The 17,346-nt window shown below is 43.5% G+C and carries 13 protein-coding genes and 2 tRNA genes; 10 read left to right on the top strand and 5 right to left on the bottom strand.

Annotated elements, in window-relative coordinates; all coding sequences use genetic code 11:
* Positions 1 to 112: 112 nt before the first annotated feature.
* From K5677_RS12385 to K5677_RS12345, 9 genes are all read left to right on the top strand, one after another.
* Positions 113 to 1,999, top strand: a complete 1,887-nt coding sequence (locus K5677_RS12385) for a ComEC/Rec2 family competence protein (protein WP_296728524.1) — start codon at positions 113 to 115, stop codon at positions 1,997 to 1,999.
* A complete protein-coding gene (gene holA / locus K5677_RS12380; protein ID WP_296728522.1) occupies positions 1,999 to 3,081 on the top strand; it encodes a DNA polymerase III subunit delta in 1,083 nt (360 codons plus the stop codon). Before K5677_RS12385 ends, holA begins: the two co-directional genes overlap by 1 nt.
* Positions 3,082 to 3,092: 11 nt before the next feature.
* Positions 3,093 to 3,692, top strand: coding sequence for a DUF4093 domain-containing protein (locus tag K5677_RS12375; protein ID WP_296728521.1), 600 nt, complete (start codon positions 3,093 to 3,095; stop codon positions 3,690 to 3,692).
* On the top strand, positions 3,682 to 5,061 hold the full coding sequence (locus K5677_RS12370) for a hypothetical protein (protein WP_296728519.1): 1,380 nt from the start codon (positions 3,682 to 3,684) through the stop codon (positions 5,059 to 5,061). Before K5677_RS12375 ends, K5677_RS12370 begins: the two co-directional genes overlap by 11 nt.
* Before the next feature lie 12 nt (positions 5,062 to 5,073).
* The gene (locus tag K5677_RS12365) at positions 5,074 to 6,210 is read left to right on the top strand and encodes a DHHW family protein (protein ID WP_296728516.1); all 1,137 of its coding nucleotides are present in this window, start codon (positions 5,074 to 5,076) and stop codon (positions 6,208 to 6,210) included.
* A 5-nt stretch (positions 6,211 to 6,215) separates the two neighbouring features.
* A complete protein-coding gene (locus K5677_RS12360) occupies positions 6,216 to 6,995 on the top strand; it encodes an SDR family oxidoreductase (protein ID WP_296728515.1) in 780 nt (259 codons plus the stop codon).
* Positions 6,995 to 7,534 carry a hypothetical protein gene (locus K5677_RS12355; RefSeq protein WP_296728512.1) on the top strand — a complete coding sequence of 180 codons (540 nt, stop codon included), beginning with the start codon at positions 6,995 to 6,997 and terminating at the stop codon, positions 7,532 to 7,534. The genes K5677_RS12360 and K5677_RS12355 overlap by 1 nt, the downstream gene beginning before the upstream one ends.
* Before the next feature lie 242 nt (positions 7,535 to 7,776).
* Positions 7,777 to 8,454: a 5'-methylthioadenosine/adenosylhomocysteine nucleosidase gene (locus K5677_RS12350; RefSeq protein ID WP_296728511.1), complete on the top strand. Its 678-nt coding sequence runs from the start codon at positions 7,777 to 7,779 to the stop codon at positions 8,452 to 8,454.
* Positions 8,455 to 8,468: 14 nt separating this feature from the next.
* The gene (locus tag K5677_RS12345) at positions 8,469 to 9,386 is read left to right on the top strand and encodes a dockerin type I domain-containing protein (RefSeq protein ID WP_296728509.1); all 918 of its coding nucleotides are present in this window, start codon (positions 8,469 to 8,471) and stop codon (positions 9,384 to 9,386) included.
* 84 nt (positions 9,387 to 9,470) lie between these two features.
* Here the strand turns inward: K5677_RS12345 and K5677_RS12340 are convergent, their stop codons facing one another.
* The 4 genes from K5677_RS12340 to K5677_RS12325 form a co-directional block, all read right to left on the bottom strand.
* Positions 9,471 to 11,060, bottom strand: a complete 1,590-nt coding sequence (locus K5677_RS12340; RefSeq protein ID WP_296728507.1) for a sodium/solute symporter — start codon at positions 11,058 to 11,060, stop codon at positions 9,471 to 9,473.
* A gap of 166 nt (positions 11,061 to 11,226) precedes the next feature.
* Positions 11,227 to 11,682, bottom strand: coding sequence for a GNAT family N-acetyltransferase (locus K5677_RS12335; RefSeq protein ID WP_296728505.1), 456 nt, complete (start codon positions 11,680 to 11,682; stop codon positions 11,227 to 11,229).
* A 55-nt stretch (positions 11,683 to 11,737) separates the two neighbouring features.
* Positions 11,738 to 11,821: transfer RNA gene (locus tag K5677_RS12330), tRNA-Leu, on the bottom strand.
* 41 nt (positions 11,822 to 11,862) lie between these two features.
* Positions 11,863 to 11,939: transfer RNA gene (locus K5677_RS12325), tRNA-Pro, on the bottom strand.
* A 220-nt stretch (positions 11,940 to 12,159) separates the two neighbouring features.
* Here K5677_RS12325 and K5677_RS12320 point away from each other — a divergent pair.
* Complete coding sequence (locus K5677_RS12320) at positions 12,160 to 14,526, top strand: clostripain-related cysteine peptidase (RefSeq protein WP_296728504.1); 2,367 nt, start codon at positions 12,160 to 12,162, stop codon at positions 14,524 to 14,526.
* A gap of 39 nt (positions 14,527 to 14,565) precedes the next feature.
* Here K5677_RS12320 and K5677_RS12315 read toward each other — a convergent pair whose 3' ends face one another.
* Entirely contained in the window at positions 14,566 to 17,319 is a 2,754-nt protein-coding gene (locus K5677_RS12315) for an RICIN domain-containing protein (RefSeq protein ID WP_296728502.1), read from the bottom strand.
* Between the last annotated feature and the right edge of the window lie 27 nt (positions 17,320 to 17,346).

The following is a 17,346-nucleotide window of genomic DNA, read 5'->3' as shown; positions in this document are numbered from 1 at the left end:
TTTCGCTTCATTTTTTACCGATCCTGCTATATTGTTGATCTTTTCACTGGTTATTGCTTCGGCTTGCATAGTTTGTATACGTTTTGGCTTTAAATGGAAGGATATTGCTCTTATGGCATTATTCTTTGCAACTTCTGCGGGAGCTTTTTGTACGTATACGGCTGTAGTATATAAGCCTGCTGCGGCTCTGAACGGAAGCGAGGGGAGCTTTCGCGGTGAGGTAGTCGATGTTCGGTACTACAGCGGCGAAAATGCTTCATATACGCTGAGCGGCAGAATAAACAGCAATATCAAGGCTAAAGTTACATATTATTCGGCTTCGCTGGGAGCTGAAAAGGGAGATATTATTGATATCGGCAGCTGTTCTTTTCAGATACCTAAGTCGGACTATCTTTTTGACAGCGAGAAGTACTATAAGTCTGACGGGATATTTCTGAATCTGCGCAGCGCTGAGCATATAAGCATAGAGCACAGGAAGGCGAGAAAGCTCGGTAAAGCCATTGATCGCTACAGAGAGAAAATCACATCTGATTTCCGCCTTTCTCTTGGAAAAGACAGCGGTGATCTGCTGGCAGGAATGGTTTTCGGCGAGAAGCGGTATATTGACGATAACGTCAGGACGGCAGTATATCGCTGCGGAATCGGTCATATGCTTGCCGTTTCGGGACTTCATGTATCTGTGGCGATATTGACGCTTATGTGGCTGCTTAGACGGCTTCGTGTAAATAAGTATGTCTCATTTGCTGTAATGGAGCTTCTGCTCTTGTTTATCATTGCTATGGCTGATTATCCTGTTTCAGCTATAAGAGCAGCCATAATGATGAACTTTTTCTACTCAGCAAGGCTATTCAGACGGCAGAACGACACATTTAATTCTCTGTCTGCGGCTGTTCTGCTGATATGTCTGGTTCAGCCGTATGCTGTTTATGATGAAGGCTTTATCCTTTCTGTTGCAGGTACTTTCGGTATCGGTGTCTTTGCACCGTATATGACTGAGAATATGCCGAGTGAAAGACTTTATCAGCGCTTTATCAAGAGCTTTTCGATAATGCTTTGCACTACTCTGTGTGTATTCCCGTTTTCGCTTCTTTTCTTTGATGAGACTTCGCTCATCTCACCTCTGACTAATATATTTATTGTCCCATTGTGCTCAATTTCGATGATTATTGGTCTTATATATGCTCTTACAGGCGGATTTGTGGATTTCCTTTTCATTTCAAGGTACATCAATGAATTTGTGCTGAAAGTCTCAGATATTGCAGCGAGGAGCAGGTTCACTCATTTTTCATGTGACAGCAGGGAGCTTATTCTTGGACTTCTGCTTTTTATGGCTGCTGCTGCGATCACAGCAGCGCTTTTCAAAAACAGGAAATACATCTGCGGAGTTATTGCTGCGGCTGCAGTTTTTATGTTCGTTGGTGCCGGAGTTGTCCGTATGCAAAGAGACAAGCATACGACCATCGCAGTCCTCGGAAGCGGCAGCAATGCGGCTATAGTTGTCTGCGGCTGCGAAAGGGCTTATATCATCGATCTCAGCGGACACTATAAATCTGCGGAATATGTCCGGAAATACCTCACAAGAAACTGTATTGATTCTGTGGATTCTATGGTGCTGACAAATAAAGTTCAGTCTTCATATGCGAGCTATCTTAAAGAGCTGGAGTTCGTTGATACAGGCAGGTGGCTTGCTTCGGGCGAAGAGATCGCTTCGGAAGGTCTGGACATCACATATTTCGGCGATAATGGGCTTGTTATAGATGATGAGAGCTTTTCTGCGGAGTACAGCAGCGGCACAGTTACTGTAAGAAGCGGTGGTGTAAAGGCAGTTATTGCTTCTGCTAAGGAAAGTGAAATATCAGCAGATGCTCTTACGGTAATGTACGGAAATGTTCCTGAAAACGCTGACAGAAGCATTGATCCGGCGATATATCTTGCTGACGGAAATAATTTTGAGATCGTGCTGTCCGGTTCCGGCAGCTGTAATATAAGGAGGCTGTAATGCCACAGACTGACCCAAAAACTGTAAAAGCTGAGCTGAAAAAAGGCGAGCTGAAAAATCTGTATTATATCTTCGGAAAGAATATACCCGAGGTTGAAAAGCTGACAAAGCAGATAATAAAGGCAGCTGTCGGCGATAATGAGGATTTTGCTCTCAATAAGCTTGACGGGCGTTATCTTGATACTTCAGAGCTCTATGACATGATACAGATGATGCCTATGATGTCGGAGTATAACTGTATCCTTATAAACGACTATAACTGCGAGAAGCCTCGTGAAAATATGGCAGGATTCCGCGCCGAGGACCTCAACAAAAAAATGGTCGATGTACTTAAAGATATTCCTGAGCAGACAGTCGTCATATTCAACGTTACCGGCTTTGAGATAAATGTAAAAACCGACTTTAAGACGGGAAAAAGTATCATCAAGGACAAAAATAAGAAGCTTGCCGACCTTGCAGCTAAGGCGGGTGAGCTTGTCGAGTGTCCTATTAAGTCTGAAAATGAGCTTGCTAAGGAGATAGCGGCGAGCGTTTCTGCAAGGGGAGCTCTTATTTCTCTTGACAGAGCCCGTGAGCTTGCAGAAATGTGTCAATCCGACACGCTGACTATCAAAAATGAGATAGATAAGCTTTGCGCTTATGTCGGAAGCGGCGAAATAACATCTGAGGTACTGAAAAATCTCGTTCACAGGCAGAGTGATGTTACCTTCTTCAAGCTTGCCGATGCTGTTGCGGTGTTCAACAAAAGGTCTGCATTCGAGGCTCTTGACGAGCTTATGCAGAACAGGGAAAACAGGGGAGCAGTCCTCGCCAATATTACGGGTTCGTTTATTGATATGTACCGTGCCGCCTGTGCAAGACAACAAGGCAAGCAGATACTCGATGTAAAAGAGGATTTCGCCTATGTATGGGAGTTCAAAGTAAAGAATGCTTTCCGTGACAGCTCGCATATGAGTATCCGAAGGCTGAGAGAGTGTATAAAGATACTCCGTGATACCAATATCATTCTGAATTCGGGCAGCGGAGACGAAAAGACCATATTGGAGCAAACTGTTACAAAAATGCTGATGACTAAGAATTAACAGGTGATATAATGATAAAAATAGAAGAAGCTATAATCGTTGAAGGTAAATATGACAAGATAAAGCTGTCCTCCATTGTAGACGCTGTCATTATAATCACTAACGGATTCGGTATTTTCAAAGACTCTGAAAAGCTTGAGCTTATTCGTTATTACGCAAAAAAGACAGGGATAATCATCCTTACTGATTCTGATGCAGCCGGCAGGCGTATACGCGGCTATATAAAAGGTGCTGTGGGCAGCGGAAAAATAACGAATGTCTATATTCCCGATGTGTTCGGCAAGGAAAAGCGTAAGGTAAAGCCCTCTGCTGAGGGTAAACTGGGTGTCGAGGGTATCGACGTACAGACCTTGCTTGCGGCGTTTGAAAAGTCGGGGATAACCGCTTCGAGGGTGGGCAAACGTTCTGATATCACAAAGCTTACTCTTTATGAGCTGGGACTCAGCGGCGGTGAAAACAGTCGTGAGCTCCGCGAGAGACTGCAGCTTCACCTGGGGCTGCCGAGGCAGCTTTCCGCAGGTGCGCTGATAGAGGTGCTTTCAACTATGATGGACAGCGCCGGGCTTGCAGAGATAATGAGAGGATTGAAGGGAGAAAATAATGGTATATAGCAGCTTGCTGTTCATATACGGGTTTCTGCCCGTTTCTATACTGCTTTTCTATTTAACACCGAAAAAGCTGCGTGAGCTGACGCTGCTTATTCTCAGCCTGGTTTTCTGCGGAATGATAAGCTTGTATTTTCTGATATTCATTCTTGCGTATACCGCGGTAAATTACGGTTTCTCACATATTATCTGCCGCTTGAGAAAGAATGAAAAGATAGCGGCGGTCCCTCTTGCATCAGGCATAATAATAGACATTGCTGCGCTTATAATATTCAGAACGGAATATTTCTCACAGCTTCAGGAATTTTTAAGGGCACCAAAAGGCTTTTTTCCTGTAGGAATATCATTTTTCAGCCTTGCAGCTGTTGGAACTCTCATTGATGTATACAAGGGTAGGTTGGCAGCTGAAAAAAATATCATAAGGTTTTCGCTTTACTTTATGTTCTTTCCGAGACTTATAATGGGACCGCTTCTGAGGTACGGAGTTTTCAGAAGAATACTCGACAACCGCAGGGAAACTGCCGAAAATATCGGCATCGGAATGACTCTTTTTGTAAAGGGACTGGCTAAAAAGGTAATTGTTGCTGATGATCTGTATATGCTGTATACTGCGGTTCGCAGTCAGAATGTAACGGAGCTTTCTGCGGTTACTGCGTGGCTGGGAATAATAGGCTTTGTGCTGTGCCTTTACTTTAATCTTTCGGGATTTGCAGATATGGGTACCGGTATAGCGTACTGCTTCGGTTATCGTATGCCGCAGAGCTTTAATTACCCTCTTGTCAGCACAAAGATAAAGTATTTTGCGGCAAGGCGGCAGTCTCAGGTGATACAGTGGATCAGGAGATATGTTACCAAGCCGTTATACGGTGTTTGCAGTCACCGCTGGATAAAGGAGCTTATCTTTATATTCGGCTGGATACTGTTCGGAATATGGTATACTTTCAGCGTGAACGGTGCATTATGGGGCTTGCTTATCGGAACAGCCGTCGTTATCGAGAGCCGTATCGCCAAGAGAAAGGGCATGGATATCACAGGTATGATCTATACTGCATTTCTGATCATTATCTGTTCTGTTTTTCTTGCAGGCAGCAGTCCGTCATATTCGGGAAGATACCTGCTCGCAATGATTTGCGGAAACGGAGTTATAGCAGATTCACAGGCGTTTTACCTGCTGAAATCATATATTGTCCTGATTCTTGCGGCAATATATGCTGCTTCGGATCTGTTCCGTAACCTCATGATACGCACGGGTAAAAAGAAGGTAAAAAACGTAATAACTGCTGCTTCGACTCTGGTCGTGCTTGCCGCATTGATCTTTTGCACAGCACTTATGTCATATAACGGCAGCTCTGAAATGCTTATTATGAAACTGTAATGGGAGGAGAATATGGCTAAGACAGCAAATAAGATAACAGCAGCCGTTACTCTTGCATTCATTACATTTTTCGGCGCGGCTACGGTTCTGGGCAATAAGTCTGTGTCGTCGGAGACCGAAAACAGGGCGCTTGCAAAGCTTCCGAGGATAACTGCTGAAAAGCTTTATAAAGGCGATACCGCTAAGGAGCTCGGCACGTATATGACTGACCATTTTGCAGGACGAAGCAAGTGGCTGTCTACAAAAACAGCAATTCAGACCGAGCTTTCAGAAAGCATAGTCAACGGCGTTTACGTCGGAAAGGAAAGGCTTCTTGATGCTGAGGCTTCGCATAGAGCCCCCATATCCGTAAATGCTGATATTTTCAGCAGATATGCAGAAAACTATGACGGCACAGTCTATTTTGCGGCTATACCTGCTTCCTCGGGAGTTTACGGCGATACCCTGCCTGCTTACATCGACAACCGCTCAGACAGTCAGCAGATTTCGGCATTTTACGATTTTCTTGACAGTGATATAAGAAAAATTGATGCATACAATATCCTTAAAATGTTCAAGGATAACTATATTTATTATAGAAACGATACTAAATGGACAAGCTATGGGGCATACTGTGTATATAAAACGGTTGTTAAGAAGCTTGGCTTTCAGCCAATATCCTATGATAAGTATGCAATAGAGCACGTTACTGATGAATTCAGAGGCAATTTTTATAACAGAACACTTTCAAAAAAGCCTGAAGCGGATATTATCGACATATATGAATATCCCGAGGGTGCAGAGGTCCTTGCCTGCGTTTGTACCCGTGCTGACGGCAGCAAGTCTGAGGGCAGCCTCTATGACAGAAGCAGACTTGATTCAGGTGATATGTACTCGATATATCTGGGCGAGTCGGTGCCTTGTATGAAGATCTATACCTCTGCAAACACAGATAAGAAGCTTCTTGTTATCAAGGACAGCTATGCAGACTGCTTCATACCGTTCCTTGTTCAGCATTACAGCGAAATAGCTGTTATTTCTCCCGAGGATATGGAGGGCTGTATTTCAGATCATATCGACATCAACGATTACGGACAGACATTGTTTTTATTCGGCGTTGAGAACTTGGGCGACAGGAATAATCTTGAAAAGATCATAGAAAGGAAATGATTGTTATGAAAGCATTGATCACAGGCGCTACATCGGGTATCGGACAGAGCTTTGCGGCTAAGCTGTCCAAAAAGGGCTGGTCGCTTATCCTGACGGGCAGAAACGAGAAAAGGCTTAAAGAATTGCAGGAGTCTCTCGGCGGAAATATCGAAATAATAGCAGCTGACCTTGCAAAAAAAGAAGATGTTTTCAGAGTTTATGAGTTCTGTAAAGGAAAAGACGTGGATATGCTTATAAATAATGCTGGATATGGTCTTTTCGGCAAGTTTGAGGATACTGACCTTGACGATGAGATCAACATGATAAACGTAAATATTACGGCACTGCATATCCTGACTAAGCTTTTTCTGCGTGATTTCAAGAAAAAAGACCACGGGATCATTCTTAATGTTGCTTCTGCTGCCGGCTTTATGGCAGGTCCTCTTATGGCAGCCTATTACGGCTCTAAGAATTACGTTTTGAAGCTGTCTGTAGCCATCTGGGAGGAGCTCCGCAGAGACCGCTCTAATGTAAAGATAACAGTGCTGTGTCCTGGACCTGTGGATACAAACTTCAATAACCGTGCAGGCGTAAGCTTCTCGGTCAAGCCGATTTCTGCTGATTTTGCAGCAGAATATGCGCTGAAAAAGGCGTTCAGCGGCAAGCTGTTCGCGATTCCAGGACTTTTTGTAAAGCTTGGAACTTTTGCTCCGAGATTTGTTCCGCAGAAAATGCTTTCTGCTATAGTATATAATATACAGAGTGCAAAAAAGACATCTGACGGAAAGGAAAAGGCTCTTAAATAATGAGAGATATCAGCTACAGAGTAGCGCTGGGAGGCATAGTTTCCGCACTTTGTCTTGTGACTATGTTCCTTGCGGGAGTTCTCCCTGCGCTGTATCTGCTGCTTCCGGGAATAGCTGGCATACTGCTTATGATAATTGCTGTGGAGGTAAACACAGCATGGGCTTTTCTGACGTATATCGCGGTAAGCCTTTTGTCATTGTTTATAACCTTTGACAAGGAAGCAGCACTTATATTTATAATGCTCTTCGGACATTACCCCATATTGAGGTTTTATATCCAGAAAATCCCTCTGCGGCTTTTAAGACTGCTGATTAAGCTGTTTATATTCAATGTATGTATTATCGGATATTTCTATGTAACCGTATATATACTCGGGCTTGACGATATGCTGGAGGAATTTGATGATTTTGGAAGGTACGGTGCTTACATACTGCTCGGTATTACGAATCTTATCTTTTTTGTGTATGATATTGACCTTGATTTCATGCATAATATCTATAAAAAGAGGATAATGCCCCGATTCCGCAAAAAAAGATAGACCACGCCATTTTCTGATTATGGTATGGTCTGTTTTTTTATGTATAAAATGGTTTTTATTTAATGTCAGCTGTTTTGCCCGACAGCGCAAAATGAGCCTGACATAAAAGAATTTTTGCCCCCTGAACAAAGTTCAGGGCAATAACCGCCTTATGGCAGTTATTGGGGATATATTATTTATACTTGATTTATTAACATTTATATGATATAATGTCTATGTAATATTTTTAATGGAGTGATTTAATGAATACTATCGCAATAATCGGAGCAATGCCTTCTGAACTTGCTGACATAAGAGCTATTCTTGGAAAAGGTGAGATAAAGCATATCTCAGGCTTCGATTTTTATATCAATAATAGAAACGGCAAAACTGTTATCAATGCCTGCTGCGGAATCGCAAAGGTTAATGCAGCACTTTGTACACAGGTTTTGATCGATAATTTTCACCCTGAATGTGTGATAAATACAGGTATTGCAGGCGGAATGAACAGTGCAGTAAAGGTCTGTGATATCGTAATATCCACAGAGGTGCTTCCTCATGATCTTGATCTGCATTTCTTAAAGGATTATCCGCCCTACTGCGGTATATTCAAGGCTGATGGCGGGCTTATGGATATTGCAGAAAAGGTTTGCGGAGAATTTGAGGTTAAGTCATTCAGAGGACGTATCGTATCAGGAGAGGCATTTATCTCAAGTAATGAGGTAAAGAATGCTATTCAGGAAAAGTTCGATCCCTATGCCGTTGATATGGAGAGTGCCGCAGTTGGTCACTGCTGTTATCTCAATGAGCTCCCGTTTGTAAGTGTGCGCTGTATTTCTGATAATGCAGACGACGAGGGAGCAATGTCATTTGACGAATTTGAAAAAATAGCTGCTAAGCGTGTTGCTGAAATAGTTCTGCGCATGGCTGAGTTGCTGTGAAAGGAGTATTTTATATGAAAAAGATTGTATCAATTATTTCTGCATTAGGTCTTACTGTGGGTATGGCTGCTTCGCTCAGCGCAAACGCTGCTGACAGTGCAGCTCCGTCAGTCTACTTCAAGGCAAAAGAGACAAAGGGCGTAGAGGTTCTTTCAAGCGGTAATTTATATGTAAACAAGAAGGCTGCTGACGCTAACGGTGCAGTTATCGCCTCCGAGGTTTACCTGAGTGATCCGAATGCAGGTGCTGGCTGGGTATGCGTAAGATGGGCTTGCGAAAAGGAAGGACTTTCTCTCAAGAATCTCGACGAACCTAAAACAAAGCCGTATTCAAATTATGATGAGACACCTTTTATTAATCTTGATAAGGACAATGAAAAAGTTATTCGTGAAAAAGATGTAGAAAATTATAAGGTTTTATCAGTTTTTTATTCTCCGGCAGGAAATGCTGAAATAAAGCCTCTGGCTTTAACCGGAGAAAAGAGCGATTCATATCCGCTTGCTACATTTGACGCTGTTGTAGACAAGTCTGCTGCAGGCAGCTATGATATAGCATTTTATAATAAGAATCAGAACTTTACTTATGTAACATATCGTACAGGTGATAATCCTGAGTATGCTCCTGACAACGAAAAGTACAAGCTTATCTGCAAGGACCTCCGCGTAAACGTTTCCGACAGACTTCTCGGCGATGTAAATAACGACGGTAAGATAAATGCTGTTGATGCTTCAACTATTCTTACAGCTTATGCAAATACATCTACAAGCAAGCCAAGCGGACTTTCTGATGAGGCTATGGCAGCTGCTGATGTTGATGGCAATTCCGCTGTAAATGCTGTTGACGCTTCCAATGTTCTCAGCTTCTATGCTTATCAGAGCACATCGAACGCTGATAAGAATAAGTCACTTAATGACTTTATCCAGAACAAGTAATATTAAAAAAGTAGCTGTTTTCAGCTGCTTTTTTATACTTGAAATATAAAGAATAAGGAGCGCTTGAAGCGCTCCTTTAAATTTTTATTTTGCAGATAAACTGCTGAATGCATTGTCTACTACCTTTTGGTCAGGAGACTTGGTAAATGAGCTTACTATCGGAACGATAAGAAGTGAGACAATCATTGCAAATGCGCCTGCGTTTATAGGTGACAGAAGCTGAAGCGGACAGTTGAGGTCGATGACCGCCTGCTTGATACCGCTGAATGCTTCGATGTTAAGGCTGAATAAAAGCATATGTGTTACGCTGATACCAACACCTGTTATCATGCTTGCTGCTACAGCAGCCTTTGAAGCCTTCTTCATGAATAAGCCATAGAGGAATGGTCCGAGGAATGCTCCCGAAAGTGCGCCCCATGAATAAGACATGAGAGTTGATATGGAAGCGTTTTTATGACAGGCGATCAACACTGAAATAACGAGGAATACTGCGATGAATATTCGCATGAACATTACCTGATGCTTGTCGTCGAAGTTCTTGATACGCGGCTTGATAAGGTCATTAGTGAGTGTAGAGCTTGATGTGAGGACCAGTGAAGAAAGAGTTGAAAGTGAAGCTGAAAGAACCAGAACAACTACCAGACCGATAAGAAGGTTAGGAAGTGCCTGATGGATCAGAGCAGGTACCATTGTATCGTAAACAGGCTTGCCGTTTACAGTTTCTATGAATGTTCTGCCTGAGCCGTCAGTTCCGTCAAGTGTGCAGTAGAGCCTTACAAATCCGCCCATGAAGTATGAACCGCCTGCAACAACGATCGCAAAAAATGTTGAGATTATGGCGCCCTTCTTGATAGCCTGTTCGTCCTTGATAGCGTAGAATTTCTGTACCATCTGAGGAAGTCCCCATGTACCGAGAGAAGTAAGGATAACAACACCGAGAAGGTTGATAGGATCAGGTCCGAAGAGCGAGCCGAGAGTTCCTGCCTCAGTCTTGCTGTCGGAAATAGTATTCAGAGCGTCAAGTGCTGCTGAGAGACCGTCCTTCTTCTGAACGGTAAGAGCAACAACAGTTCCGATTCCGATAAGCATAATAATGCCCTGGAAGAAATCGTTGAGAGCTGTAGCCTTGTAGCCGCCGAGAGTTACATATATAGCCGAAAGAACAGCCATAGCGATGATTATGATAGTTCCGCCGTTTTCGCCGAGGTCGAATACCATACCGAAAAGACGTGAAAGACCATTGTATACAGAAGCTGTATATGGGATAAGGAATATGAATACTATAAGTGCAGAGGCTGTTTTGAGTCCTTTGGAATCAAATCTGTGCTCAAAGTATTCGGGCATAGTCTTAGCACCCAGATGATTTGTCATAAGACGTGTTCTCTTACCAATGAGGAAAAAGGGGATAAGGCTTCCTATGATCGCATTGCCTATACCTACCCATGTTGCAGAAGCACCGTACATCCAGCCGAACTGACCTGCATATCCGATGAATACAACTGCCGAGAAATATGTAGTACCGTATGAGAAGGCGGTCAGCCATGAACCGACGCTTCTTCCGCCAAGCATAAAGTCCTCAGAGGACTTTGTACGTCTTGACATATATAGTCCGATACTGACCATAATTGCTACGTAAATAGCGAGAATGACGAATGTTGCGGCTTGTGAGCCCATTAATATCGCGTCCTTTCGTATCGCTTTACAGATTTTATGTCATAACCTTGTAAAGCTTTAAATGAATAAAGTGATTGACCGTGTTTAATTATACTATATTATATTTATAATGTCAATAGTAATTTTAAAAATATAAATAAAATTAAAATTTTAGCTTTATCGCGGCTTAGTTGATTATTTCAGTTTCAATGATCTTGAATCCTAAGCTTTTATACAGCGAAACGGCTCTTTTGTTCCAGTCAGCAGCATGAAGCGTAATTGGTTCCGCATTTTTGCTTCTTATGTAATGGATCGCCCATAGTATAAGCTGTTTGCCGTATCCTTTGTGCTGATACTCAGGAGCAACGATAAGGTCATCTATTTCATTTCCGTAACAGGCAACCGAACCGATAATATTACCGTCTTTTATAAACAGAAAGATGTCATTTGTTTTATTGTATATCTGAGATATATCATTTAGGAAGTCATAGGGTTTTATATCAAGTGCAGTACGCATTTCACGGAAACAGTCGTTGTATATTCTCTGATACCGGCTGTAATACTTAATGTCAAATGAAACACATGAAATATTGCAGGGAATATCAATATTTCCGTCAAGCTGCATTTTGTATGCTTTTATCATAGTCTCACTTTCCTCATAGCAAAAAAATAGCGCCTCGTTCAAAGCGAGGCGCAAGTGCCGCTGACCGGACTTGAACCGGTACGATATTGCTACCGAGGGATTTTAAGTCCCTTGTGTCTGCCAATTCCACCACAGCGGCATATAAACGGTATATCACATAATGTGATATACCGCGTTTAATGGTCGAGGTGACAGGATTTGAACCTGCGGCCCCTACGTCCCGAACGTAGTACTCTACCAAACTGAGCCACACCTCGACAGCATAAATATTATACTACAAACGGGGAGCAATGTCAAGTATAAATAAAAACAGCATAATTATTTTTATTTTTTTACAATTTATATTATTGCAGCATGGATATTTTTAAGAGAAAATTGATTTGTAACCGCTTTTAACTTGACAATCCTTGAGAAAGAGTGTAAAATATAGTAATGTAGGCGTATTTAGCCACATAATGAGTTTTTTCGGAGGTTATTATGGATCCTAATCAGAACAGACCGCAGGGCAGGCGTAAAAACGTCACCTCTGGCGGCAGCGGAGCACATAGACGAGGCGACGGTCTCGGCACAGGCCCTGTAGGTTCGGGCAGCTATTCAGGCGGCAGTACCGGTGGCGGCGGCGGAGCTAAACGGGCTGCGGCCGGAGGCGGCGGTCTTATTACACTTTTGATCATCGGGGTTATAATATTCAAGATGTTCAGCGGCAGCGGCGGCGGTGCAGGTGACCTTATCGGTTCACTTACAGGCGGCGGAAACGGAGGCGGAGGACTTGATATAGGTTCAGTGCCTTCAGGCTTTGGCTTCAGCACTGAGGATACAGCTTCCGGAAGCGCTGCAAGCGACAGCACTGTTGATACATCTGTTGCAGCAGGCTCTCGTGAAAAGAGAACTGTTATCAAGGGCAATAATCAGGACGTTGTTACCATAATGGTCTATATGTGCGGTACTGACCTTGAATCAAAGCACGGAATGGCTTCTTCCGATATGGAGGAAATGAGAGCTGCTTCCTACGGAGATAATGTCAATGTTATCGTGTTTACAGGAGGCTGTGCAAGATGGAAGATAAACGGTATCAGCAATAAGGTCAATCAGATATACCAGATCAAGAATGGTCAGATAGGCAGACTTGTTGAGGACGCAGGCAGCAAGGCTATGACCGATCCGGGAAATCTTGCTTCGTTTATACAGTTCTGTGCGAAGAATTTCCCAGCTAACAGAAACGAGCTTATCCTCTGGGATCACGGCGGCGGATCGGTCACAGGCTATGGATACGACGAGAAGAACAAGAGCAGCGGTTCTATGACTCTTGAAGGCGTAGATCAGGCACTCAGAAGCGGCGGAGTCAAGTTTGATTTCATAGGCTTTGATGCTTGTCTTATGGCTACTGCTGAGACAGCACTTATGCTCAATGATCATGCCGATTACCTTATAGCTTCTGAGGAAACAGAGCCGGGTATCGGCTGGTATTATACAAACTGGCTCACAAAGCTTGGCAGCAATACTTCAATGCCCACACTTGACATCGGAAAGAATATTGTTGATGACTTTGTAGCTGAGTGCGGCAAAAAGTGCAGAGGTCAGAAGACTACTCTTTCAGTAATAGACCTTGCAGAGTTCTCAAATACAGTACCTAAGGATCTTTCTGCTTTTGCTAAGTCAATAAGCAGCAAGATCGAAAAGAATGATTACAAGGATATTTCAAATGCAAGATACTCTACACGTGAGTTTGCTCAGGGTACTCGCATAGATCAGGTGGATCTTGTAAATCTTGCAGAGAACGTAGGAACTGCCGAGGGTAAGGCACTTGCTTCTTCGCTTAAAAATGCTGTAAAGTACAATAAGACATCTTCAAATATGACAAATGCTTTCGGAGTATCAATTTATTTCCCATATCAGAGTGCTTCAAACGTTGATAAGGCTTGCAGAACGTATGACAAGATCGGTATGGATTCTGAGTATGCTCGCTGCATAAAGCAGTTCGCTAAAGTCGAAACAGGCGGACAGATAGCAGCAGGCGGCACAGGCTCGCCTCTTGACGCTCTCTTTGGTATGGGCGGTTCTTCGGGCTCATCAGGCAGCTCCGATATGATAGGATCACTTCTTTCAAGCTTTCTCGGCGGCGGAAGAAGCATTACAGGTCTTGATGAAAGCAATACCGAGTTTATGAAGGATACTAATGTAAGCGATACAGCAGAGTATCTTTCAACTCATTATTTTGATGCTTCTAAGCTCACATGGGAAGAAAAGAACGGCAAGTACACTATGGATCTGGCTGATTCACAGTGGGAGCTTGTACATGGCCTTGACCTCAATATGTTCTACGATGACGGTACAGGCTACATAGACCTGGGACTTGACAATATCTTTACCTTTGATGACGAAGGAAAGCTTGTTGCTGATACAGAAAAGAACTGGCTCTCAATAAATGGCAATGTAGTTGCTTATTACCACACAGATACAGTCCAGAGCGGCAGCGACCTTATAATCTCAGGATATGTCCCTGCACTTCTCAACGGTGAAAGAGTTAATCTTATTATTCAGTTTGTAAATGATGATAACGGTACTATCGTTGGTGCCTCAACAGATTATGTTGACGGCGAGACTGAGGCAGCTGCAAAGAATCTCACTGAGATAAAGGCAGGAGACAAGCTTGACTTTATCTGCGACTATTATGATTATGATATGAATTATCAGGACAGCTACTTTATCGGCGATCAGGTAACTGTTACGGATAACATGACTCTTAGCAACACAAACGTTGGAGACGGCTCATGCCACATTCTCTATCGCTTCTCTGACATCTACAATCAGAACTACTGGTCAGAGCCTATTGTTATAGACTAAAAATAAAGAGCAGTCCGGATGGACTGCTCTTTTTGCGTATTATTTCATTATAAGCAGCTTCCTGAGAGCGACATTATCGAAAATATCGATATTTCCGTCCTCATTAATGTCGGCATTGACGCTGTTTATGAGCTTTCCTGCACCGAGGATATACTTCTGGAGCATTACCAGATCGGCAGTATTCAGCATACCATCATCGTTTACATCACCTTTCACCGGAAGGATGATTTCCTCAGGGACAGCAGGTTCAAGAACGAATTTCTGAGTATTTGTGCCTGTGAAGCTGTTTGCAGAGAAGCCTGCTTCGTCAGAAGTCTTATTCTTGTCTATTTCAATGCATACGTCGTTCTGGAGCAGTGAATAGCTGCCGTCCTTGTTGCAGATGACCTTGAATTTTTGATTATCCGTATCTGAGGCAGTTTCAACCGTCAGCTTGCCGGAGCTGTTCAATGCAAGAGCCTGACCTTTCTGGTTTTTGATAGTATAGCTGCCGTCACTGAGTCTTGTGAAGCTCCATATCTGATCATTCAGAGTGAAAGGCATATTACCGTACATATCAGGCTGAGCAGATACTCCTTTAGCGTCGAACTGGACAGGTTTTCCCTGCATATCAAACATGAATAGCTGGCTGTCTATACTGCGTATCATGTAGTTTCCGTCGGTAATTTGCGGATGAACAGGGGACAGGCTCCAAAGCTGACAGCCGCCCTCCCAGTAGTTCCACTGATTTATGTTGCCGCCGTTTTCTTTTGACCATTCGTAAACATCAAGTCCGCCTGTATCATTGGAGCATTTGGAGACTATTCCATAGTCGGAGCCGCATTTCTTTATTTTGAACAGCTGGTTGTCCTTGCCGGTGTATTTCTGGAGCTCTATATTTACCCCGTCGTCGGAAGATGACTGAGCCACAGCGATACACATAGACTCGTCGCCTACTGAAACTATCTTACAGTAGTCCTTGTCAACAGCAACGATGCGCCACTGCTGAGCCCAGCTGCCGTTGCGTTCCCACTGCTGGATATTAGTGCCCTCGTCAAGCTTTCCGTTTGGCAGGTCTGCAGCCATGCCGCTGTTCTGGTTTATGATATAGTAGGAAACACCGCTGAGCAGTTCTGTTCCGCTGAGCTTTACCGCAGCACCGCTTCCGCTCACAGTATCGGCTTTATTAATGAGCTGTGAGTTTTTATCTGTAAAATCTGCAATACCTGAGCGTTCCTTGCCTGTGAACTGCTTTGTCTGAACGCCCCAAATGGTCTGATTATTATTTCCTACAGCCGTAAATGACATTACTTTCTTACCGTTTTCGTCCTTTGCAGCAAGGAAATAGCCTGAATATACCTGATTCCCGATAGTTATCACAGCTGCTGAATTATCCTGTGCCTGTGACCATTTACCTGTAACGGAACCGCTGATAGTTCCGTCAGAATTCAGCTTTATGCTGCTGTAATTTATTATTTTTCCGTCAGTTGATGTACCGTGGTTTATGAATTCATAATCACCGATTATATCCTCATCGTTATAGCCTGTTTCTGAGATAGTGTCTCCTGCGTACTCATATGGCGCAGCAACAGGCCAGCCCTGCTCATTGAAGTACATGGAGTGAACTCTGACCTCATGGAACTCAGCACCGTCATCAAATCGGGTATGATATATCAGATACCATTTTCCGTCGTCGTCTTTCAGTACCGAGTTATGTCCGCAAGCCATATATGCTTTGCTGAGAGAGCTGAATTTATAATTGCCCATTACCTTGAGACCTGTAGAGTCAAGATTGGGGTTCGTTGGAAGCACAGCCTGTCTGCCTGCTGGATCCGTGAACGGTCCCATAGGAGATACAGAGCGGAAAACTCTCATATTATAGCCGCCTGTGGAGGTAAGTCCGCCATATGTTACCCAGAGGTAATAATAGCCTGTTTCGGGATTGTATTCGATAAACGGACCTTCGCCTGATTTGCCGTAGCCGCCTGATATCTTGGTGCCAAAGTAGCTGTCGACCATTCTGCCGTCAGAGGTCTGACCTGTTTTCGGGTGGATACACTGACCTGTTTCAGGATCGATCTCCAGAGTAAAAATACCGCCTGACCATGAGCCGTAGCTCATATACATCTTTCCGTTTGTATCGTAGTAGATATTCGGATCTATCGCATTCGGAAAAAGCTGATTATTATAGTTATTCTTGTTGAACCAGCTGTTATTGAAGGTCACCTTTCCCTGTGCGATAAGCTCGTCCACATTTGTTGAGGTGTACTTGCGGTTCACATTCTTTGTGCTGCTGACAGCATAGCTGTCATTGCCCGTAAAGCCTGAATATATAAGGGTATCAACAAAGGTATAAGGTCCCTCTATATTTTTGGACGCGGCATATGCGATAACCGAACGCATATAAGTTGACGACGTGCAGAAGTACATGAGGTATGCGCCCCTGCTTCCGTCAGTATTTATATAATCTGCGTCCCATACTACATCAGGAGCCCACACAGCAAAGCCGCCCTCACAGTCCTCTAAGTTTTCACCAGCCCAATCAAAGGCTTTTTTCAGATTCTGTGAAAGATTGCCGAACTCAACATTATTAGAAGTGGCATAGCCGTTTGAGAAGCGCCTCCAGTTCTGAAGGTCGCTTGATTTTGCAGCTTCGATATGAGAGCCGAAAACATAGTAGGTGCTTTTGTCCTTGATAATAGAGGGATCGTGGACAGAAACACGGGTACCGCCTGCAATTGCGGAAAGTCCGGTCATTGCAGGAAGCATAAGGCAGGCAGAGAGGGCAGCCGCCATAATTCTTTTGATTTTCATTTCAATATCCTCCGATAGAAATTTGTT

Source organism: Ruminococcus sp., assembly GCF_024684275.1.
The sequence above is the reverse complement of the archived record's forward strand: the minus strand, read 5'-3'. Positions and strand labels throughout refer to the sequence as shown.

Excerpts from the sequence above, each read along its gene's own strand:
- K5677_RS12385 (WP_296728524.1), top strand. The coding sequence starts at position 113 with ATGGCATTATTCTTTGCAACTTCTGCGGGAGCTTTTTGTACGTATACG.
- holA (WP_296728522.1), top strand. The coding sequence starts at position 1,999 with ATGCCACAGACTGACCCAAAAACTGTAAAAGCTGAGCTGAAAAAAGGC.
- K5677_RS12375 (WP_296728521.1), top strand. The coding sequence starts at position 3,093 with ATGATAAAAATAGAAGAAGCTATAATCGTTGAAGGTAAATATGACAAG.
- K5677_RS12370 (WP_296728519.1), top strand. The coding sequence starts at position 3,682 with ATGGTATATAGCAGCTTGCTGTTCATATACGGGTTTCTGCCCGTTTCT.
- K5677_RS12365 (WP_296728516.1), top strand. The coding sequence starts at position 5,074 with ATGGCTAAGACAGCAAATAAGATAACAGCAGCCGTTACTCTTGCATTC.
- K5677_RS12360 (WP_296728515.1), top strand. The coding sequence starts at position 6,216 with ATGAAAGCATTGATCACAGGCGCTACATCGGGTATCGGACAGAGCTTT.
- K5677_RS12355 (WP_296728512.1), top strand. The coding sequence starts at position 6,995 with ATGAGAGATATCAGCTACAGAGTAGCGCTGGGAGGCATAGTTTCCGCA.
- K5677_RS12350 (WP_296728511.1), top strand. The coding sequence starts at position 7,777 with ATGAATACTATCGCAATAATCGGAGCAATGCCTTCTGAACTTGCTGAC.
- K5677_RS12345 (WP_296728509.1), top strand. The coding sequence starts at position 8,469 with ATGAAAAAGATTGTATCAATTATTTCTGCATTAGGTCTTACTGTGGGT.
- K5677_RS12340 (WP_296728507.1), bottom strand. The coding sequence starts at position 11,060 with ATGGGCTCACAAGCCGCAACATTCGTCATTCTCGCTATTTACGTAGCA.
- K5677_RS12335 (WP_296728505.1), bottom strand. The coding sequence starts at position 11,682 with ATGATAAAAGCATACAAAATGCAGCTTGACGGAAATATTGATATTCCC.
- K5677_RS12320 (WP_296728504.1), top strand. The coding sequence starts at position 12,160 with ATGGATCCTAATCAGAACAGACCGCAGGGCAGGCGTAAAAACGTCACC.
- K5677_RS12315 (WP_296728502.1), bottom strand. The coding sequence starts at position 17,319 with ATGAAAATCAAAAGAATTATGGCGGCTGCCCTCTCTGCCTGCCTTATG.